The organism is Desulfitibacter sp. BRH_c19 (assembly GCA_001515945.1).
Taxonomy (GTDB): Bacteria; Bacillota; DSM-16504; order Desulfitibacterales; family Desulfitibacteraceae; genus Desulfitibacter.
In genome coordinates, this window is record LOER01000032.1 from 107,989 (window position 1) to 130,600 (window position 22,612).

The 22,612-nt window shown below is 35.6% G+C and carries 20 protein-coding genes; all 20 read right to left on the reverse strand.

Features of this window, described 5'->3' with window-relative positions:
• Positions 1 to 173: 173 nt before the first annotated feature.
• A complete protein-coding gene (locus tag APF76_07645; protein KUO50516.1) occupies positions 174 to 1,325 on the reverse strand; it encodes a hypothetical protein in 1,152 nt (383 codons plus the stop codon).
• A 113-nt stretch (positions 1,326 to 1,438) separates the two neighbouring features.
• Positions 1,439 to 2,755, reverse strand: coding sequence for a thymidine phosphorylase (deoA, locus tag APF76_07650; protein KUO50517.1), 1,317 nt, complete (start codon positions 2,753 to 2,755; stop codon positions 1,439 to 1,441).
• Positions 2,756 to 2,757: 2 nt separating this feature from the next.
• Positions 2,758 to 3,582 (reverse strand): purine-nucleoside phosphorylase, encoded by an 825-nt coding sequence (locus tag APF76_07655; GenBank protein KUO50518.1) that lies wholly within the window; start codon positions 3,580 to 3,582, stop codon positions 2,758 to 2,760.
• Positions 3,583 to 3,595: 13 nt separating this feature from the next.
• Entirely contained in the window at positions 3,596 to 4,765 is a 1,170-nt protein-coding gene (locus tag APF76_07660) for a phosphopentomutase (GenBank protein KUO50660.1), read from the reverse strand.
• Between the two features lie 72 nt (positions 4,766 to 4,837).
• On the reverse strand, positions 4,838 to 5,731 hold the full coding sequence (locus APF76_07665) for a recombinase XerD (GenBank protein ID KUO50519.1): 894 nt from the start codon (positions 5,729 to 5,731) through the stop codon (positions 4,838 to 4,840).
• 72 nt (positions 5,732 to 5,803) lie between these two features.
• A complete protein-coding gene (locus tag APF76_07670; GenBank protein KUO50520.1) occupies positions 5,804 to 6,283 on the reverse strand; it encodes a hypothetical protein in 480 nt (159 codons plus the stop codon).
• Positions 6,284 to 6,361: 78 nt separating this feature from the next.
• Positions 6,362 to 6,994, reverse strand: coding sequence for a hypothetical protein (locus APF76_07675; GenBank protein KUO50521.1), 633 nt, complete (start codon positions 6,992 to 6,994; stop codon positions 6,362 to 6,364).
• 57 nt (positions 6,995 to 7,051) lie between these two features.
• On the reverse strand, positions 7,052 to 7,717 hold the full coding sequence (locus APF76_07680) for a hypothetical protein (protein KUO50661.1): 666 nt from the start codon (positions 7,715 to 7,717) through the stop codon (positions 7,052 to 7,054).
• On the reverse strand, positions 7,698 to 8,246 hold the full coding sequence (locus APF76_07685) for a hypothetical protein (protein ID KUO50662.1): 549 nt from the start codon (positions 8,244 to 8,246) through the stop codon (positions 7,698 to 7,700). The genes APF76_07680 and APF76_07685 overlap by 20 nt, the downstream gene beginning before the upstream one ends.
• A 244-nt stretch (positions 8,247 to 8,490) precedes the next feature.
• Positions 8,491 to 9,558 carry a hypothetical protein gene (locus APF76_07690; GenBank protein KUO50522.1) on the reverse strand — a complete coding sequence of 356 codons (1,068 nt, stop codon included), beginning with the start codon at positions 9,556 to 9,558 and terminating at the stop codon, positions 8,491 to 8,493.
• Between the two features lie 36 nt (positions 9,559 to 9,594).
• The gene (locus APF76_07695; GenBank protein ID KUO50523.1) at positions 9,595 to 10,401 is read right to left on the reverse strand and encodes a hypothetical protein; all 807 of its coding nucleotides are present in this window, start codon (positions 10,399 to 10,401) and stop codon (positions 9,595 to 9,597) included.
• A 5-nt stretch (positions 10,402 to 10,406) separates the two neighbouring features.
• Positions 10,407 to 11,072 (reverse strand): glycosyl transferase, encoded by a 666-nt coding sequence (locus APF76_07700; GenBank protein KUO50663.1) that lies wholly within the window; start codon positions 11,070 to 11,072, stop codon positions 10,407 to 10,409.
• Between the two features lie 22 nt (positions 11,073 to 11,094).
• Positions 11,095 to 12,228: a thiamin pyrophosphokinase gene (locus APF76_07705; protein KUO50524.1), complete on the reverse strand. Its 1,134-nt coding sequence runs from the start codon at positions 12,226 to 12,228 to the stop codon at positions 11,095 to 11,097.
• 156 nt (positions 12,229 to 12,384) lie between these two features.
• A complete protein-coding gene (locus APF76_07710; GenBank protein ID KUO50525.1) occupies positions 12,385 to 14,595 on the reverse strand; it encodes a hypothetical protein in 2,211 nt (736 codons plus the stop codon).
• 617 nt (positions 14,596 to 15,212) lie between these two features.
• Entirely contained in the window at positions 15,213 to 15,566 is a 354-nt protein-coding gene (locus tag APF76_07715) for a hypothetical protein (GenBank protein KUO50526.1), read from the reverse strand.
• Positions 15,544 to 18,114 (reverse strand): hypothetical protein, encoded by a 2,571-nt coding sequence (locus APF76_07720; GenBank protein ID KUO50527.1) that lies wholly within the window; start codon positions 18,112 to 18,114, stop codon positions 15,544 to 15,546. Before APF76_07720 ends, APF76_07715 begins: the two co-directional genes overlap by 23 nt.
• Positions 18,115 to 18,124: 10 nt before the next feature.
• Positions 18,125 to 19,042, reverse strand: coding sequence for a hypothetical protein (locus tag APF76_07725; protein ID KUO50664.1), 918 nt, complete (start codon positions 19,040 to 19,042; stop codon positions 18,125 to 18,127).
• Between the two features lie 27 nt (positions 19,043 to 19,069).
• Positions 19,070 to 20,041, reverse strand: coding sequence for a hypothetical protein (locus APF76_07730; protein KUO50528.1), 972 nt, complete (start codon positions 20,039 to 20,041; stop codon positions 19,070 to 19,072).
• Positions 20,038 to 21,402, reverse strand: coding sequence for a type II secretion system protein E (locus tag APF76_07735; protein ID KUO50529.1), 1,365 nt, complete (start codon positions 21,400 to 21,402; stop codon positions 20,038 to 20,040). The genes APF76_07730 and APF76_07735 overlap by 4 nt, the downstream gene beginning before the upstream one ends.
• A gap of 31 nt (positions 21,403 to 21,433) precedes the next feature.
• On the reverse strand, positions 21,434 to 22,612 hold the full coding sequence (locus tag APF76_07740; protein KUO50530.1) for a hypothetical protein: 1,179 nt from the start codon (positions 22,610 to 22,612) through the stop codon (positions 21,434 to 21,436).

Consider the following 22,612-nt stretch of genomic DNA (forward strand, 5'->3'; position numbering starts at 1 on the left):
CCTTTAGCAAAATGTTTCCCCCTTAAGTTGCATTCTACAAAAATATTCTACCATCTTTTACATCCTTCCTGCATAGTATTTAGAGAAATAATGTCGAAATAGAAGGCATCACAAAAAAAGAAGGGGGATTTCCCCCTTCATCTTCTTTGATACTATTCAAACTAAGTTGTGTATTATACCGCCAAACTAAATACACATTTAAATACTTTAGTAACCATTTGCAACAGGGTACCCTTTGGAACCTCAGATGCAGTAACTAATTCAAAGCTTTTAATTTCCTTACCATCTTTTATTACAGTAAGTTCACCTGCTACAGTTCCTTTCTCAACTGGTGCATGTAAATAGGGATATATGGATATTTTAGTGGAAAAGCCTTCATCCTGACCCTTAAGAATTGTAACGCCTACATTTTCAGTAGTAATCACGTCAACAAAATCAGTAGCACCTTTGCCGACTCGAGCTTGACCAAAAACTTTATTCTCTGCATAAAATTTTTTAAAAATAAATTTTGAAAAACCATAGTTAAACAACTTCATACTCTCCCTAAAATGCCCATTTACTTCATCAACACCCATAACAACTGCTATTAAACGTAGACCATCTCTTGAAACTGTGGCAACAAGGTTTCTTTTAGCTGCCGAAGTAGTTCCTGTCTTAAATCCATCCGCTCCAGGGTACCACCAAAGCAATTTATTCAGACTATATCTAGCAGTTGGAGGATCTTCACGGAATTCATGGTACTGTATTGACGTAAATTCCAAAGTTTTTGGATATCTTAAGCTGTATTGTCCAATTAAAGCCATATCTTTTGCAGTTGTGTAATGTTCATCATCATGTAATCCGTGAGAGTTTACAAAATGGGTATTTGTACATCCTATCTCTTTAGCCATTTCGTTCATCATGTCTGCAAACGCTTCTTCACTCCCTGCAATATGCTCAGCGACTGCCACACTTGCATCATTTGCAGAACCTAGTATTACTGCCTTCAGCATTTCTTCCATGGTAAACTCTTCTCCAACCTCAAGGTACAATTGGGCTCCCCCGTAGCTGGCAGCGTTATCACTAGTAATGACAGTCTCCTCAAGGGATAGTTCACCCTTTTCAACTAGGTCCAAAGCAATCAAAAGGGTCATTAATTTTGTCATACTAGCGGGATACCATTTAGTTTCGCTATCTAAGTCAAAAAGAACATCACCTGTTGCTGCATCTATCAGAATAGCCGATTCCGCTTGAATATCTACCTCTGCGCTTACTGGTACACACATAATAGCAATAATAAAAAAGGCAAAAATGAATATTATTATAGGCCCTTTACTCCAATACATAAAAATCTCCCCCTATTAACTCTTTGTCCGCTTCCTTTATTTCAATTTATTTAAGTTAATAGGGTTTTATGACACTTAATTTGGGGATATCTACATGCATCCAACATCGTGCGTCATAGATCTTGAACGGATATTCTATCAAAGATTAATGGCTGATCCTCAAGTCTAGCATCCTTAATGATAATGGCATCCATTAAAATATCAATGGCAAGGTCAAGGTTATGCTTATTCCTGGAGTGGATATTTGCAATGATCTCACCAGGATTTACCATATCTCCAATCCTCTTGTTTAATGTAACACCAACTTCTAAATAAATTTCCTGCCCCTTATATTCTCTACCAGCACCTAGGACCATCGCAGCTTTACCTATTTTTTCAGCATTTAATTCCCATATGCAACCTTTTTTATCAGCATGCACAGGTGTGATTGTTGATGCCTGTGGAAGTAGTGATAAATCACTTACTACATTTGCATTGCCACCTTGATTCTCGATAATTTCTGATAATTTTTCAATTGCCCTTCCACTTTCAATTAATCCTCTAAGAAGATTAATTGCCTGCTTTTTATCTTCCACAGCATTAGCCATTAATAACATTTCTGAAGCTAACTCAATAGAAAGCCGATACAAATCACCTTTTAACTCCCCTCGGAGAGTCAAAATGGCCTCTTTAACCTCCAGAGAATTACCAATGGAACTACCTAATGGCTGGTCCATATTTGTGATTAAAGCAACTGTTTCTCTATTCATACCAGTACCAATTTTAACCATGGTCTTGGCTAATTTCAATGCATCCTCTAGATTTTTCATAAAAGCACCTTTACCCACTTTAACATCAAGCAGTATCTTGTCAGCCCCAGAAGCTATTTTTTTAGACATCACACTACTTGCAATTAAAGGTATTATATCTACTGTAGCAGTAACATCCCTTAATGCATAGAGCTTTTTATCAGCAGGCACAAGATTTCCTGTTTGACCTGCAATTACAGCACCAGACTTATGAACCATTTGAAAAACACTTTTTGAATCTAATTCCACATTAAAGCCTGGAATTGACTCTAGTTTATCAATAGTTCCACCTGTATGTCCTAAGCCTCTGCCTGACATCTTAACAACTGGTACACCAGTTGCAGCAACTAGTGGTACAAGAATTAGGGTAGTTGTATCTGCAACTCCTCCTGTACTATGCTTATCTACTTTGCAACCTGGAAGAAAAGAAAGATCGATAGTATCTCCTGAATTGATCATGGCCTTTGTTAAGTTAATGGTTTCCTCTTCTGACAGTCCATGAAAATAAACTGCCATGGACCAGGCAGCAATTTGATAATCAGGAATACTTTCTTTAACAAAACCATCTATCAGAAAATTAATTTCATCCTTGGTCAATTCCAGTCCATTTCTTTTCTTTAAAATTACTTCATATGCCCTCATAACTACAACCTCCTGACAACGCCTCTAAGAACATTAATAAATTTATCCTTAACTTTATTGGCTGTTTCCACAACCTCTTCATGGTTTAGTTTTGCGTCTAACACACCTGCTGCCATATTTGTAATGCAAGATATGCCTAATACTTTAATACCCATGTGATTAGCTGCAATTGTCTCTGGAACAGTTGACATACCTACAGCGTCAGCTCCTATTGACCTTAAATAACGAATTTCAGCAGGAGTCTCATAGCTTGGACCTGTTACAGCTGCATAAACCCCTTTTCTTACGTCTATTGTTAAATCCTTAGCTGTTGCTAAGGCTATTTCTCTTAAAGCTAGATTGTATGCTTCAGACATATCAGGGAACCTTTCCCCTAAGTGACCAATATTTTTACCCATTAGTGGATTAACACCCATCAGGTTTATATGATCTTTTATAACCATTAAATCCCCTGGCTGAAAGTCCAGGTTAATGCCACCAGCAGCATTGGTAATAATCAGGTTCTTAATGCCTAATTGTCCCATGACCCTAACTGGATAGACAACATCTGCCATTGAATAACCCTCGTAATAATGAAACCTGCCCTGCATAGCCACAACCTTTTTACCTTCAAAGTCTCCAACAATCATTTGACCTTTATGCCCCTCTACAGTAGTGATAGGAAAATGGGGAATTTTATTATATGGTAGGGTAGTTTTATTTTTTATTTCTTCGGCCATCACGCCAAGGCCAGAACCTAAGATAATCCCAATATCTGGTTTATCAGTTATTGAATTTAATATGTACTTTTTAGTATCTTCCAATTCTCTAATAATTTTATTAATCATAATCTATCTCCCTTCATTTAATAAAAAAATCTTTACTCATATCAGTTCCATTTGGTGGTGCATTTGTACCTAATAAGCTAGTTATGGTAGCTGCCACATCGGCAAAGGTATCTCTAATTCCCAGAGACAAAGCTTTCACCTGAGAACCGTAAATAATTAGTGGAACATATTCACGGGTATGATCTGTACCAGCCATGGTTGGATCACAGCCATGATCAGCAGTAATTATTAGGATATCGTCTTTGCCTAGTTTAACTAGTATCTTGGGTAATTCTCTGTCAAATTCCTCCAAGGAATCAGCATAGCCCCTTGGATTATTTCTATGACCATACTTCATATCAAATTCAACTAGATTAGTAAAGATAAGTCCTTTCTTTACATTAGCTAGGGCTTCAATTGTTTTATTAATGCCATCAAGATTACTGATTGTTGCTATCGTCTGGGTAAGCCCCCTACCAGCATATATGTCCTTTATTTTTCCTATACCAAACACTTCTAACCCAGCTTCTTTAAGTATATCAAGTAACATAGGGTATGGCGGTTCTAGAGAAAAATCATGTCTATTGGCTGTTCTTACAAAACTACCAGGACTCCCTAAAAATGGCCTTGCTATAACTCTACCAACACCATGTGGTGGTTTCAAAATGTCTCTAGCAATTTGACAGTATTCATAAAGGGTTTCTAGGGGAATAATTTCTTCATGGGCTGCAATTTGAAGAACACTATCAGCAGAGGTGTAAACAATAGGTTTTCCAGTTTCCAGATGCTCTTTACCCAGCATTTCGATAATCTCTGTTCCAGAGGCAGCTATATTGCCAAGGATTCCTCTGCCAATTCTTAGCTTGAATTCATTTAATACCTCATCTGGAAATCCATTAGGATATGTAGGAAATGGCTCAGAGACAATTTGGCCGGCTAATTCCCAATGACCTGTTGTTGTATCCTTTCCAGAAGATTTTTCAGCCATTTTAGCATAAGCCCCAAGAGGAGTAGCAAGTCTGTCCACTCCCATGACATCAATTATATTACCAAGCCCTAAGCTTTCCAGATTAGGTACATTCAAACCACCTATTGCTCTTGCTAAATTTTTTAAAGTATTACTTCCAGTATCACCATATAGATGAGCATCTGGTAATTCTCCAACTCCTACACTATCTAAAACTATTACTAAAACTCTATTTATCGTCATATCAGCCTACTACCTCTCTATTCTTATTATGTCTTGTTTCATGCCTCATCTATTAGCTTTCATGCCTTATGTATTCTTTGCCCTAGGATGGGTTTTATCATATACCTTTCTCAGATGACTATTTGTTAAATGGGTATAAATCTGTGTTGTAGAAATATCAGCATGACCAAGCATTTCTTGAACTGCCCTTAAATCTGCTCCATTTTCCAGTAAATGGGTCGCAAAGGAATGTCTAAAGGTATGTGGTGTAATTTCACTAACACCTGCGCCTTTAGCATATTTTTTAATGATTTTCCATAATCCTTGTCGTGTCAAACGGTTTCCCATACTGTTAACAAATAGAGACTTTTCACCAGGCTTTTTAATTAGTTTAACCCTTGCTTGCTCTAAATATTGAGTTACGAAAAAAATTGCCATTGAACCTAGGGGAACTATCCTCTCCTTTGAACCTTTTCCAAAGCATCTAATAAATCCTTGATTTAATTCAAGATCACTAAGATTTAATGAAGTCAATTCTGTTACCCTTAATCCAGAAGCATAAAGAACTTCTAGCATTGCCCTGTCTCTCAAACCTATGGTTGTTTTAACTCGTGGTCTTTGAAGCAGAATGTCAATTTGCTCCATTGATAATGTTTGAGGAAGCTTTCTACTTAGTCTTGGAGATTGCAAGGTTTCAGATGGGTTGTTATCAAGAATCCCTTCATTGACAAGAAATTTAAAAAAGGTCTTGATAGCAGCCCTATTTCTGGATATGGTAGCAGGGGCTTTATTGCTTGCCTTGAGAAATAATATGTATTCGATAAGATGCTGGTTATTTAGCAACTCTACTGAATTTAGATCCTTTTCTTCTAAAAAAGCAATAAACATCTCAAGATCACTCAAATAAGAGGATAATGTATTATCAGCTAAAGCTCTTTCAACTGCAAGATAATGAATAAATCTTTCTAATAAAACCCTCATAATAAATAACTCCCATCACTTGCTGAAATATAAAATACTTCCACAAGAGATGGGAAATTCCTGTAATTAAAACTATTCTTTACGAAACTTTTCTAGAATTTTTTCCCAGAACCCTTTTTTCAATTCTTTTTCTTCAAATTCTTCCTCTAATTCTGAGTTTTGTGGAGCTTCATCTATGTCTTCCTCATTTTGACCTGCTTCTTCTCCATTATCATTATCAACAACAGCTTCAGTTTGTTCCCCAGGAGTAGCTTCTGTAGGTTCTGTAGGTTCTGTAGGCTCTGTAGTCTCTGTAGGTTCTGTAGACTTTGCAGGATCTGTAGGTTCTTCATCTTTAACACCTTCATCTTGTGTTCCTTCGCCATCCTCTGTTACACCTTCAATCATTTCCGTTTCAGATCCTATTGCGTCTTCAAACATTTCCTCAAACTCTACACCAGCATTCATATTTTTGTAGTAGTTAAGCCCTATACTAAAGGCAGCAACAAGAAGAATTATACAAGCTAAAATAATCAGCTTTTTCCGCCAACTTGAAATAGATATAACAATCATACAAAAAAACCTCCCTATTTTAAACGTTTCCATGTTAAAAATTATGAGGGAAGTTGATATTTTAGACTAATATTTTAGCTATTGAAAATAGGTTATTATGAATTTCATGGTTAAAGGAGCTCCATAGCCTTCTACTAGGCCCCCTATTACAGTAATAATACAAAATATAAATAGTAACAAAGTATAATTAATAAACATTTGGGAAATAGAAAATTTGCCTTTTCCCATGCTACCTTTTAGTAAGCATAATGAAAAAGTAATAGAGGCTACTGCGCAGACAAGAAGGCTTGGTACATAGAAGAGATTTTGTGGTAAGACAGAAAATATTGATAATAACATACCAGCAAAACCTTTTTGTAATATAAGAAAACCAACAGTAAAGCCCATTATAAAGCCTTTAAAAGATACTATTAATAGAATAATTGGTATACCAATTATAGTTAATCCTAATGCCCATATTATAAAAATGAACTTTAAGTTATTAAAGATAGCATCCTGTGTAACTACGACAGAATTGATAGTCAAGCCGGCAAGCCCCTTAAGGAAAAAATCAAAATACTCAACCAGTTCTTGGATCTGATATTCCCCTAAGCTACTAACAGTTAGTGCACCCAGAGAACTGCCTCCAAGAAACATAACTAGTGTAAGTATATATAAAACTATATGGTCCTTAACATGATTAAACCATACCTTAAGTAAAGCCTTTATCATTTGAGTTTTGCCCCCCATATCACATAACTATTAAAATGATATGCGGAAAGGCTTGTTTTATGACAAGCCCTTTGTAAGCTCACATAAATACTTTGCGGCCAATACATCTTCAAGTGAATTAGAGCTAGCTGCCACAAACGAAATGTTTTTTTGTGAGTCTATAGCTAGCTTATAAGCCCGTAAAGCACCTTTTAAAGCGGGTTCCTTACCTTTGAGGTTTCCAGTGCGAGCTATAGTAGCAGTTGTTGTAATACCCCCAGCATTATAGGCTGTATCAAACGCCACGCCACCTGTATTAGTTGCAGCTATAACAATTCTATTTGTAAAGTCTGTAAGCCCAGATATTTCTTTTCCGATGTTTGGAACATAATCATAGATTTTTGCACCTAAATCACTTAATTTGTTAATCAGTCTTTGACTGTTTTTTTGATGCTCAAATTTACTGGCGAATCTAGGTTCTCCAATTATGATTATCTCAGTATTTAATTGTAGTGCCAATGAAGCAGCAACCGTGGCAATTTTTTCAGGATTAACTGGTACTGGTGCACTATTTTTGTCCGGGCTTGAGCCAAATACGGCTGTCGCTCCCATCTCCATGGCAGTTTCCAGGCTTGTTGACATATCTATAACATCTACTATCACAACAATATGACCATTAAGGCCTGCTTCATAAGCTCCACTAGCATCAGCACTAAAGTATACCTTAAGTTGTTTCATTTTCATAAAAAATTCTGGCAGCAAGGATACCAGCCACAGTTTTTCCATCTACTATTTTTTTTGATTCTATAAGCTTTAAAGCCTCACTTACTGAAATCAAATCAATACTGGCTATTTCCTCGCTATCCATTGGATTATCTAGAGTTTTAACCACTTCAGTTGCTAGATAGATTATTACTTTTTCGTTACTAAATCCTGGAGATGTATAGATAGCAAAAAGCTCTCGCCAATTATTAGCGACATAGCCTGTCTCCTCTAGCAACTCTCTTTTTGCACATCCTAGAGGTGTTTCATTCTTTTCTAGTTTTCCCGCAGGAATCTCTATTAGATCTTTTTCCATAGGTTTTCGAAACTGGGTTACAAGTAATACCATTTTGTCATGGGTAATGGCTACAATTGCAACTGCTCCCGGATGTTCAACTATCTCACGTTTCCCAAGCTTTCCTCCTTCTAGCTGAACCTCATCAACTCTTAAACGTAAAATCTTGCCTTCAAAAAAGCATTTAGAATTAATTGTAGTTTCCTTCTTACTCATTAAATCACCTACTTTATTCATATTGTAAATATATACATAATTAGAAAAAAGATACATAAAATAGTATCCAATATAACTCGACAATTACCTTAGGAGGAAAGTATATGTATATTATTGTAAATAAAAAGAGCATCTATTTCTATGGGAAGGTAAAAGAACTCCGAAAATATTTAAATGAATTGAGCTCAGAATATACTACTGTAGCCCAATTCATTAATAGCAAACTCAATTGATATTATCATATTTATTCCTGTGTAGCTAAAATTCCTGCAGCACCAGCAGCTAAAAAGTAGTAACGTTCCTCTTCAACTGACCTGCCCATGGTCGAAAAGGGGATATTCAAATGTTCTGCATAGTCCAATACCTTTTCTGCATCAATGGTGATAAAGGTGTGCAAATCATCTAATCTTCTTTCACGAATCTGATTCTTTAAGTAATCGTTTTCCTCTTTAGGTAAAACGGGAAGAGATACCTCAGCTGGCTGTAATGCTACTTTTTCAAGGATAGTTAAAGTATGATGGCTGAGACCTTTGTGTCTATCCCTCTTATCCTTAAAAGTGATTCTAGGAATAGCAATTGCTCTGCCTTTAAGAACGTTTACTGCATTAATTATGTCACCCTGTTCAATTCCTGTAAAACCCCACTTAGTTCCAGTACCTACAACACCCGGTCCCATACAAATAATTACTGCGTCAGCCTCTAATACTTCCTTTGCTGCAATTAAACCTGAGTAGATATTTACAGCTTCATAGTCTCCCCCATATGCATGCCCCACGGTAATGGTCCCATCAATTAACCCTTGTTCTTTTAATACAGGTACCGTTTTACTAAATGCAAGTGGTAAGGCACCACCGTCTGTCATTATGTAAACAAGTTTTCCATTTGGGTTCATTAATTTGTAGCCCAAAGCAGCAGGAGCTAATTTGCTATGTAAACTACCTATCATAACTGGGATGTTATTCAAGTCTTTAAAATCTGATATTTCCCCATGATGAGGATTACCTTGTTCTTCAACTGCTAGAACCTTTATTTGAAAGGGAGTATATCTCAGCTTCATGATATGCCCTGGTTCTTTAGCTTTACTTTCTATACTAGACAGGTTTAGCATTACAATATGGTACCCACCTGTACCAAGACCATGTTCAACAGCTGTAGTATTTAAGACAACTTCATCTCCAGGCTTAACAGTTCCTGTTGCAGTTGGATAATTAATTGCAGAAAATAATTGCTCATCTATAGTAACCTTTATCCATTGTATATCAGCATTTTCTTTCTCAATTTCTAATACCTGTCCGATTTTCTTGGATATCATTTTTAGGTCCCTCCCCTGAATTATTATATATAATAATTAGCTCCTACCCCAATGATCTAAGTGGCTTAGGAACTGATTACTTTCTATAAGAGAATTTAAAGATTTCTTTTCAGTATACCAGTGTAGCATTATTAAAACAAGAACTATTAGAATATTCATTAAAAAAGGTAATACTAAGACGCTTACTATACCAACACTCATACCAATAAAATTAGAGCCAGCATCTCCAAGCATAGATTTAGCTTTAAGATCAAAGGGTGCATACGCAAGGATACAACCTAACAAAGGATATAATAATACTATACTAGTATTGTTTAAAATAAATGCCATGAATAATAAGAAAACAGATACAGTAAATAATGCCTTAATACATCTTCCAGGCCTTAAATCAAATAAATTAAAGGCATTTGTAAATAAGATAATTATTAAAAAATTAACCATAAAATCTAATAAACTATCTGAAAATAATAGAGCTCCAATAAATGCAATAAAAACCCCAGTAAAGGCCTTTAACATTCCAGTTGAAAATTTCCCTTTAAATAATAAATTTTTGAAATGACCCTTCAGACCTTTAATTTGTGTATCTCCTTTTAAATCGTCATAAAGCCCTATCAGGCCAGTAATAATAATGGCACCTGCATAAAAGGATATGGCTATAGGTGATATTGTATAGTACCACGCAAAGAGCACTAAGACACTAGGAGGAATTAGGATAAACCCCAAGCCTATAGGTATGCTATTTCCTTTGTAATTTTTCTTAGTCCAGTTTAGTAAAGCAAATTTTTTTATACCAGCTGGAACAAGTAACCTAGTCATTAGATAAGCTAAGAATGTAGCTGCCATTTTATCTAGTTCCCCCAAAGTCTTAATCTAAATAATGAAAACAATATATGATAAAATTGTTTTCCCCGATGCGTAAAATCTGAGATAGACCTACCAGTTTCTCTATGACTCATTTGGGTTTCAACTTCTTTAACTAATAGCCCCTTTTGTAATGCTTTAATGGTAGCCACAACCTCAACACCAAATCCTGTTGCAAATGGAAATACTTCATTAAATGCCTTTCTATTCATAACTCTTTGTCCTGAAAGAGGTGCCTTAAAATTATCACCCCCATACGCTCTTATTCCCAGATTGGCTAAGGCCTTTACCAATCCTATGCCTCCTTTTTTTTTGGCCCTTGGAAAGGCAGCTATGGTCATGTCAGCCTCATGATTAGTTACAGGTTCTACTAGCTTTGCAAGCTCATTAGCACTTTCACACAAATCGGCATCAATTAACGCTATTAACTCCCTATTACATTGCAAACATCCTAGATTTAATGCTTTACCTTTGCCTAGATTATTCTTAAGCCTTATAAGCTCAACACCTTCATTATGTGCATATTCTGCCGTTTTATCTGTAGATCCATCATCAACTACTATAATCTGTTCTACACCCTTAACCTTAAGCACAGCCCTAATTGTTTTTCGTATATTTGTTTCTTCGTTATATGCTGGTATCACCACAGATATCGATTTCAAAGCAAAGATCCTCCTAAACTTGCAATATTAGCCGTAATCTCATGTATAGTAACCTAGCAAATTGAAAAGCTGGGGGAGATACCATAAGTACAATTACTAGAGGTATAAGAGCTGCCGAAACCATTGCTATTAGATATTTTAATCTAAATTTCTGTTTATAAAGCTGGTTCACTCCCCTTGCATCCATAAGTATCGAGCCTACCTTTATTCTTACTAAAAAGGTACTTGACATTCCTTTTCTACCTTTTTCAAGAAAATCAATTACATTAGAATGTGTTCCAACTGCAACAATAAGTTCTACACCTTTTTCATAGGCTAAGAGCATGGCTACATCTTCACTAGTTCCAAATGTAGGAAGTACTTTATAATTGCTGATACCAAGTTTCTTTATTCTATCAATCCCAGGAGCTTTTCCATTACTGTATGCATGAATCACAAGCTCAGCACCAGATTTTAAAGCTTTATCAGAGACACTATCCATGTCCCCTATTATCAAGTGTGGTTTTAAACCATTTTCCATTAGTGCATCTGCTCCACCATCTACACCAATTAGTACTGGTTTCATTTCCCTGATATAGCTTTTAAGGGCTTGTAAATCCGCTTTATACTTTTGTCCTCTGACCACTATCAGGCATTGTTTTCCTTTAAAAGTAGTTTTGATATGGGAAGTGTCTATTTCCTTAAAAATTACTTCAAGCTCTTTATTTGCATATTCAATGGTATTTTTAATAAAGCTTTCTAGCTGGGGGTTAAAATTCTCCTTTGCCTTTTTTAAAGCGGCCTTAACTGTTTGTACATTCAATAACTTTCCCTGTGCTAAAAAAGCACCTGAGCTTGTGTAAATTGTGCTACCAATAATGGTTATTTCATCCCCATTATTAACAGCCTCCCAGATATCTTCATTAATACAATCAATTAATGGTACTCCCTTTTGGACTAAATTTAATGGACCTGGATTAGGGTATTTTCCTGTGCAGGACTTTTTTACATTTAAGACAGCCTTAACTTTAGCCTCAATAAGTGTATTGGCTGCTATCTCATCCAAATCTTCGTGGGCTATCAAGGCAATATCACCTGGCTTTAGGTTAGGAACCAGTTCCTTTGTTCTACGATTTTTTAAAACTCGCCCTTTAACTAAGCGATTCATGATTAACACCCTTTTTTAGGTTGCCCAAGGACATAATTTCATATTATCTTTTTAAATACAAAATAAAAAAAGAACCATGAAACCTTAAGGTTATTGCTCCTACTAGAATGCAACAACATATTCAAGATTCATGGCCTTCTTCACTTTTTATAATTTTTAAGTTAATCTTTTTCCATATCTTCTGAGCAATAAACCTCCACCTGCTAATACCATTCCACCAAACAATAGCATTCCACTTGCACCAGTCTTAGGTAGCTCAGGTTCTTCAACTTCGTCAACAACTACAGGATCAGGAATCTTTGGATCGTCAGGTCTAACATTTGGAGGAGGTGGGTCCACCTTATCTCCTTGTTTTACTATATAATGGGCAGGATCGGTATCCGTATACGTTCTCCCACTATAATCTCCAGTAGCAGTAGCAGTATTCTTGTGCTGGCCATTTGCTGCACCCACAGGACCAAAGATGTATTCGAAGCTACTACCTTTACTCAATGAATCCTCTATTTCATCTTCATCAAGGTCATCAAAATAGTCATCTGTAAGTGTAATGTTGGTTAATCTAACATCACCAGTATTAGTAACAACAAACTTAAAGAACACATCACTATTTTCTGTTGTTTCAGGTCCGCTAGCTGAATTTGCATCATCCCAAGTATCCTTACCATCTACAGAAACGTACTTCTTAACATCAATTCTTGGTTTTTTTGAACCATTTGGTGGTGGATCAGATTCCTTTTTGTTTTTAACAAGTACTTCGTCGGTTTTTTCATAAACAGAAAGAACTACACTACTTGTAGAAATACTATCAAATTTATAGGGTGAAGGAACATTTAATTCTTTAAAGGTGTATGTTCCAAAATCTAGATCCTTCAAGGTTACTGGAACATTCTCACTAACCTGTATAACCCTTTTCACTACACCATCGCCCATTGTTGGATAGGTGACCTCTACATCAAATTTTTTCGCCTTATCTGTGGTGTTACCATTAATTACATGTTTTTTAATAACTAACATAGCCTTTTCAGGATCACTTTCCTTGTAGTTAGTGATAGTTACTTCTTTATGCATACTCTCATCTGTAGTTCCGTCAGGGATGGTTACATTAAATGTTGCCTTATTAGTTTTGTAACCAGTTGGCAGATTGATCTCTTCAACAAGATAGGCTCCTGGATCTAAATTAGAAAATACTGCTGATGAATTGACACTAACTAATTTAATTTGAGAGTACATGTTATCAGGACCACCAGTAACTTTTACACTAAAATCTATACTAGCCTCTTGATCTGTACCTCCACTTATGACTTTGTTTACAGTAATACTGCCTTTTTCAGGATCACTTTCCTTGTAGTTAGTGATAGTTACTTCTTTATGCATACTCTCATCTGTAGTTCCGTCAGGGATGGTTACATTAAATGTTGCCTTATTAGTTTTGTAACCAGTTGGCAGATTGATCTCTTCAACAAGATAGGCTCCTGGATCTAAATTAGAAAATACTGCTGATGAATTGACACTAACTAATTTAATTTGAGAGTACATGTTATCAGGACCACCAGTAACTTTTACACTAAAATCTATACTAGCCTCTTGATCTGTACCTCCACTTATGACTTTGTTTACAGTAATACTGCCTTTTTCAGGATCATTTTCCATGTAGTTAGTGATAGTTACTTCTTTATGCATACTTTCATCTGTAGTTCCGTCAGGGATGGTTACATTAAATGTTGCCTTGTTAGTTTTGTAACCAGTTGGCAGATTGATTTCTTCAACTACATAATTTCCTGGTTCCAAATTAGAAAATAGTGCTGGTGAATTTAAACCGAAATTTTTAGTTTGAGAATAGTAGTTGTCAGGTCCACCAGTAACTTTCACTATGAAAACAGCACTTTCATCATCAGTTGTGCCATCAGTTATTAGTTTATTTACTGTAATACTACCCTTATCATGTTCTTGCTTGGTGCACCAATAAAAAACTAAATGGCTAATCTCTTGATTTGTTCCTAAACCTAAATTTGTATCGCTCTTAATTGCTGGATCATAACTGTAAAGGGTTCCTCCTTCTTTTCCACCTTTTACAAATACATGGCTAATATTAATATCTGATACCCAATCAACTAAAGTACCCGAGGAATGAAAGTATACAGAAACATAAACCGATGGGTTTTCATCTAAAAGGTATCTTCCATCTTTTGGTGGATCAATTTTCATTTCATTACAGTCATTTAATGCAGGAACATGATTATTAGGAAAGTTATCTGGTATTGGAGTCTCAGTCCTACCTTCAGCAAGAACCATACTGTAAGTGAGTAATAAAGTTATTATTAATACTACAGCTAATATGGTTACTTTTGCAATTCTGTTATTCTTCATTCTTTACCTCCCTTCTTCAATTTTCATATTATAAATACTAAAACTATAACCTTTATCCCATGGCCACCACCCTTCTATATCTACTATTATTATTTATGCGCTGCGACAAGTATCAAGACTTGTTTTTGATGCAAAAAAAATGTAAAAGTAATATGGGTATATTTATTTAAAATTGACTGTGTATATATTATCTGATTTTTTTACTATGTCTGATTCCTGAAGTTTCATCACGGGTCTTTTGGTTAAATCATGACCACAGGTAGGACAGCGCCATTCACCCAGACATGAGGCTGAATAGGAAAATTTTCCACATTTATCGCAAAGTTTTTTTATCATTAGACACACCCCTTACTATTAGAAAATTAGATAGGTATTTATTAACAATAATTCCTAAGTACTATCTTAAGGTTGATAAAGTAAAAAATCCTGCGAAAATACACACAGGAATAATAAAAATAAGTTACAGATAACATGTTATTTAACATAGTTTCGACAAAGAATTTTAGCTAATATAGAAGATTTTATCTAATAACTTGTCTAAAATAGTATAGTAAAGCATAAGTGGTAAATTTACTTTCAAATTAACCAAAAAAATGTCGAAAACTAAAAATAATAGTTTACGATATAAGCTTAATCTTGTCTCCTAAATTAGTTCCAGAAGTCTTAAAGGTACTTGCAGGAGCTTCAATTACATAATCTGCTTTTCGAATAGTAGGACTAAACTTATATGGTAGCATAGAGTCAATAATGTGGCAGATGTAATTATTTTTATCAACAAAGGCAACATCTATTGTAAATGACATTGCCATAGTATGAACTGCTTTACATGGCTTAATAATTATACCCTTCCCATGTGGTAGAGATGATTTACCTAAAAGACCTTTAAGTCTTAAGAAAAAACTATCAGCTATCTCTACTTCTTCAAGGAGAATAGTATTTTTTGATTCATTAAACACCTTGACTTTTATCATTAGATACCTTACCTTCCAAAATGTTTTTTCCTTGGTACGTTTCCCTAGATAATTTACTAGGGGCAGTATATTGAAAACCAAATCCTCCTGAAGTGAACTTATCTCTGTGATGTAAATCCCTTTGACTATATATTTCACCATTTAATTCAAGTACCCCAGGTTGAGTACACTTAACCCTTAATGAAATGGGTTGCTTCCTTTTAAGAAGTACCTTCCATCCCTGTATAAACCTTTTTGTCTTTTCATCGGTAATAACTTGCAGGATAATATCGTAATCAAATTCCCTGTTTTTCACATGTACATCTGCCTGTTGGTTGTCGGGATTAAATGAAACAATCACCTTATTCTTTTTAAATGGTTTTAATTGAACCTTCTTTGGAATACTGCTCCATGGATTATCAGAAGATATCCAATATGACAGTTCACCTGAAATTATAGATCTAGGCTTTATAAGAATAAAATATAGTAATAAGCCTAAAGCATAAATAAGGATAGCTACTGCCATAAATCCAATTAAAATATAGACGAGAAGACCTATTGTTGAGTAATATTTTTTAAGTAAATACTCTCCTTTAGAAACTATATCAACTGGGACATTTAAGCTATTAGCTTCTAGCCTGGTTAATTCATTATCCGTTCTAAAGGATAATGGTAATAGATAACCTTCTTTTTCTAGTTCAGTAGCCATTTCAACATTTATATATAATGTTTTAGTTTCCTCTGGTTCTAGTACTATTTGGGTATTAACTAGTTTTCCCAAGCTACTTTCCATATCTATAAAAAGTGTTTCTTTAAAATGTGATATGTTTTGAATTTCTAAAGGAATAGATAAAACTCCCCCTGAAACACTCCATAAACTTCCCTGTGAATTATTGATAATTATATTTCCTGGTGGGGCTACTAAAAAACCTCCTAGTTTTTTCTCTAGAATAAATTCATCCCCTCTATATTCCCCCACAACTATTATCATAGCTTCTGCTATGCCTGCACGATCAAAGGCTTGCCTATTGCTCCAGATACCATCAGCACTTCTAATATCTCCATGCTCTGCAGCTCCACTATCATTTAAAGCAATAAATTCCGAATAACCATCCTCATAGTCAACTACAAGGTTAAAGCTTTCAACCTTTAAGTCATTACTTTCAGTAATACGGTTTCCTCCAATTGATAGAGAAGCAGTTACTATAACTTCTTCCCCTATCCTATAACCATCTTCTATCCAGAAGTCTGTTAAAAGGCTAGGAAGAAGCTTGACATATAGCTTTGTGGAAGATGTATTTACCACCTTATTATCCATAAGTAAGTTTACCTGTATATCATAGGTGCCAGCCAGATTGGCTCCATCATAAATGCCTATAAAATATCCATTTTCTTGCTTAAGCTTCACTATTTCAGGTCTATCCTGTCCAGGCTTTGTTAATTCAACAGTCACATCAAGATTTTGGTTTGTAGTACCACCCAGAGGAACATACACCTTAAATTCTACAGACTCATTTAAGGAGTGCTGTGAATAGGGTACTGGAGACATGAGCCAGGCCTTTAGAGAAATATCTAGATCAGCCATCAGGCGAATACTCCCTCTACCTGAAACTTCAATTTCCCACTCTCCAAGATGGTGTTCTCCAGGCATAGCTAGGGTAAGAATCCGATAATTATCTTCTATGCTTTCCGTAATACCCTCATCCATTAAATCAATATTTGCAGGCTTCTTAATCTTTATTTCATAATCAGAATCTGGGGCATCTAAAAAAAGTAAATTAACCTGATTGGTATATTCATCTACAAAAAAGCTAAGAGTTTCTCCAGTATTTGTGAGTAAGTAATCTTCGTCATATATATTATTGCGATTTTTTAATTTTCCTAAGAGATTATAAAAGGTATGTGCTAAATCAGAAGGAGTATCTAAAATATAGGCTTCAGCCTTTGTATCCATAGATATTTTATTAATAATATCAGGATCAATTTCGTTACTAAAGGCAACAGAATAAATGGGATATCTTTGAAGAGTAAAATTTGTTACGGTTTCCCACATGGATTCCATATATGTTTTCATAAAAGCGGTATCATTGCTTCGCCGTGAATCAGGATTAGGCTCTCCGTCTGTCAGAAATATGACAACAGGTCTTAAATCTTCCTGGTCAAGCTGCTGTAACTGGTCGTATGCAGCCTCAAATGCTCCTGTGTAATCAGTATTTCCACGTTGATCAGGCTTGCCAGATAAGGTATTTTTAATTACTTCTTTATTCGAATTACTTGCTACTTTCTGAATGGGAACAACTACCTCAATTCTATCATCAAAAGTGATGATACCAAGGTAGTCATCTTGACTTAACAAATCTATAAAGATATTGGCAGCAGTTTCACGTAACCTTTGTGGATCAGTATCAGCCATGCTGCCAGATATGTCTATTATAAGGACAACACAAAGGTTTTCCTTTGCTAGCTCTGAATGTTCTTCAGAGGCATTAGTTATTTGACACAGAGATAAAATAGCAAAAATAATCAAAAGTATTATAATTAGCCTGCTACTGCTTTTAGCTAAAAACATCATTTACCCCCTAAAACATTGTCTCAAAGGCCTGCATAATTCGAATAGCAGCTGGTCCTAGTAAAACTACAAACAAGGTTGGAAAGATAAAAAAGATTAATGGGAAAAGCATTTTAATAGGGGCTTTCATGGCCTTTTCTTCTGCCCTCTGCCTCCTTTTATGTCTCATGGAAACTGCCTGAATTCGTAATGTATTGGCAATATTACTTCCCAATTGCTCTGCCTGAATGATGGCACTAATAAAGGTCGACAAATCTGCTACACCTGTTCTTTTTGTAATACCCCTGAGAGCCTCCTCTCTGGTTCTACCTCGACGCATTTCATCAAGAGCACGATTTAATTCCTTACTCAACTCTCCTGGCATTTTATCAGCAACTCTTTTCAAAGCCATATCAAATCCCAACCCCGCCTCAACAGTGACCAGGAGAAGATCAAGCATATCAGGCAAGCTGTTTTGAATCTCCATTTGCCTATTAGCTACCTTTGAACTTAAAACTACCGATGGCAGGAAAAATCCAAACAAAAACATCACAATGAGAATTAGAAATAACCTGTCACTTTGGATATCTACTAGCTTAAATATGACTAAAAAAATAGATGATAATAAAACACCTAATACGACCTGCATGGTTAAAAAAGAATTAAAGGTTAAATTCCAGGGGTTACCTGCATATATTATCTTCTTTTCAACCTTATGCTTAATCTCTTTAGGCGCCAGACTCCCTAAAATATTACCAAGCTTGCAATAGGCAGGCTTAATGATTCTTTCGATAAAGGGCTTGCGTAAATCATTATCATCTTCCAATTCCCTGCCTATCTTTTTAATCTCTTGGAGTCTCTCAGTAATTGCAATTTTATTTGCAAAAATCACTTCATAGAGAATTAAAACAAAAGTAACTATTGTACTAAAAACAAGTATTCCTATTATATATTCCATTATCTCACCTTCTCTTTACTAGACCTTAATATCAACTATTCTGCGAATAAGAATTACGCCAACTATCATAAAGAATACGGCAGTACCTATCATAATCAAACCCATTGTTTCTTGAATAAGAACAAGCATATACTCTGGGTTCATAAGAGTGATAATTCCAGCTACCACAGCAGGCAAGGCACAGATAATGATAGCTGACAATCTGCCCTGAGCAGTTAAAGTTCTGATTTCTCCCTTAATTCTGATTCTTTCTCGAATAGTATTGGATATATTATCAAGAACTTCAGCCAGGTTACCCCCCACCTGTCTTTGAATAAGTAGTGCTGTAATAAACATATCCAGGTCCTCATCATCAGTTCTATCTGATAAATTTTGGAGTGCCTCTTCCATTGGTTTACCTAATGAGTTCTCTCTAATAACCCTGCCAAACTCCTCTGCAATGGGAGCTTCCATTTCCTTACTAACTACAGACATTGCCTGGGGAAAGCTAAACCCAGCGCGTAAACCGTTAGATATAATGGTAAGAGCTTCAGGTAATTGTGAGTTTAAAGCTCTCATTCTTTTTTTCTTCTTAATATCTAAGAGGATATTAGGTAGCTTAAAGCCCAATAATCCTCCAGTTATTGCCAGAATTAAAGTTCTTGAAATTAAAAATAGGAGAAGAAAGATACCTAAGGCAGTTGCTAGACAAACACCAAAAAATTCCTCAGCCTTCATTAAAACATGTGCCTGGTTTAATTTTCTCTGGATGCTTTCTTTATAGGCCTCACGAGAAAACAGTTTTCCCAAGGCACCCATTAAGTTAAAGAATTCCTCTCGAAAACCCTTAGCTTTACTGTCTTCCTTAGAATAGCTACTATTCTTTACATTTGCATAGGTGTCAATTCTATTAAGCACCTTCAACCTGGAGCTAAATATTAAAGTATATATGCCTATAGTTAATAGAATTACAGTCAAAAAGACCCCTAGTAATATTAAATAGAAGATCATTTAAAAGTCCTCCAGATATTATCAGTTTCTTCAACTGCCTTAAATACAGCAGTAGAGGTGCTTTCTCCATGTGCTTTAAACTTTTCCATGAATTTAGGTATGATCCCAGTAGGAATATTTTTACCTATGATATTTCCTTTTTCATCAAAGCCATCCTGCCTAAATACAAAAATATCCTGAATGGTGATTGTATCTCCCTCCATACCTACTACTTCTGATATCTTTGTTATTTTTCTAGTACCATCAATAAAACGAGCACTATGAATAATTAAGTCAATAGCAGATGAAACCTGCTCTCTAATGGCTCTTAATGGTAAATCCATTCCTGCCATCATTACCATTGTTTCAAGACGAGCCAGGCCATCCCTTGGGTTGTTAGCATGAACTGTGGTTATTGAGCCATCATGACCGGTGTTCATTGCTTGAAGCATATCAAGACACTCTCCTCCACGAACCTCTCCTACCACTATCCGATCAGGTCTCATACGAAGAGAATTTATAACAAGATCTCTGATTGTTACAAGACCTTTTCCTTCTATATTTGATGGACGACTTTCGAGAGTCACAACATGTTCCTGTTTGAGCTGCAATTCAGCAGCATCCTCTATGGTTACAATCCTCTCAGAGTGGGGGATAAAGCTAGATAGCACATTTAAAAAAGTAGTCTTACCACTACCAGTACCACCAGAAACTATTATATTAGTTCTTGCCCTTACACATGACCTTAAGAACTTTGCCATTTCCGTTGTTAAAGTTCCAAAGGATATTAAATCCTCAAGGGTGTAGGGATCCGTAGCAAATTTACGAACGGTAATTGATGGACCTATAACACTCAAAGGTGGAATTATTACATTTACACGAGAACCGTCAGGTAAGCGTGCATCCACCATGGGAGAGCCTTCATCTACTCTTCTACCTAAGGGAGTGATAATCTTGTCTATGATATGCATTACATGGGAATCATTTCTAAAGGTTATTTCTGTTTTATAAATTTTACCCTCTCTTTCCACATAAATCTTTTGGGGACCATTTACCATGATTTCCGTAACAGTTGGATCATTAATTAATGGAGTTATAGGGCCAAACCCAAGGATCTCATCAACAACTGTATTTACTATCTTTTGTTTATCAGGGTGAGACAGGTGCCTATTTTGTTCTTCAAGGGTACTATGTAAACTGTCATTGATTTGTTCAATAATTTCTTTTCTCTGAAGGGTCTCTATCTGTTTGTTACCAATACTATCTATGACATATCCTAAAGTAGTTGAGGCTATCTCTTCTAATTCCTTTCTTTTGTTAACAATATTTTCTACCGGTTTGGGCCTTTTGGAACCATTTAGAGTAAGATCATTTGATAACACTTATATCCCACCTTTTGTAAAGGATTTTATACTAATTTACTTTCAACTGACCATTTTCATTACTCATACTTTTCCGAGCGAGCTCTAAAAAGTTTCTGCTTATCTTTGCACGAGGATATAGTGATACTACTGGGTCACCTTTATTTAATGAGGAGAGTACCATCTTATATTCCGCAGGAATAATACCTGCAAGGCTAGTATTTAAAGTTGTCTCAACATCCTTTACCCTTATTTCTCCCCTTGATTCAGCCCTGTTTAAGAGTATTTTTATTTTCTTTCTCGGATAATTCAAATCATGTAAGGTTAAAAGAGATGCCTTGATATTACGCAAGGTAGCAACATCTGGTGTAGTTATTAACATGAGTATATCTGCTGCCTGAAAAGCAGGCATAACTGGTTCATAAAACCTTGCAGGCATATCTACCACTACATAGTCAAAGCTACTCTGAAGTATCCTTAAGATAATTTGAATATGATCTGCAGTAATAAATTCAGTTATCTGGGGTGTAGAATTAGCTGGTAGAACTTTAATTCCTGACTTATGGGGAATTAAATAGCTTTCCATTAAATCTCTATCTAAATTACGAATGTCATTGATAATATCTGATATTGTATATCTAGGCATAATATTTAAGGCTAATGCAGCATTGCCAAAATCTAAATCCAAATCAACCAAAACAACTTTTTCTCCTGTTACTTCTGCAAGTGAAACAGCTAGATTTGTAGAAACAAAGGTTTTACCCACTCCACCCTTTGTACTAAAAACTGTAATAACCTGCCCCTGTTTTGCCTGTTTTCTAAGTGTGGGATTTTTATCCCTTTGAACACCCTGTTTCTTTTTCTCTGTCTGGTAGCTACGATAAATGGAATCAACAAGCCTCGAGGGTGTAAAGGGCTGAACTATCACATCCTTTGCACCTACAAACATAGCTTTTCTTAAGGTTTCTTCACCCATCTCTGTTTCAGCTATTATTGTACAGATTCCAGGATATTCTCCTGCTATTTTTTCAGCTAGCTTGTAACCATTTTCATCTATGTCCACGCCAATAATTAACACATCGGGATCAGAGTTTTCCAGTAAGTCAAAGGTTTGCTCCTGATTCTCAGCATCACCTATAACCTTAATGTATTCAACATTAGATAGCATATTGGTGATAGCTACCCTTTCCTCTTGATCCTTTTCGACTACTACAACCTTTATAACTTCCAT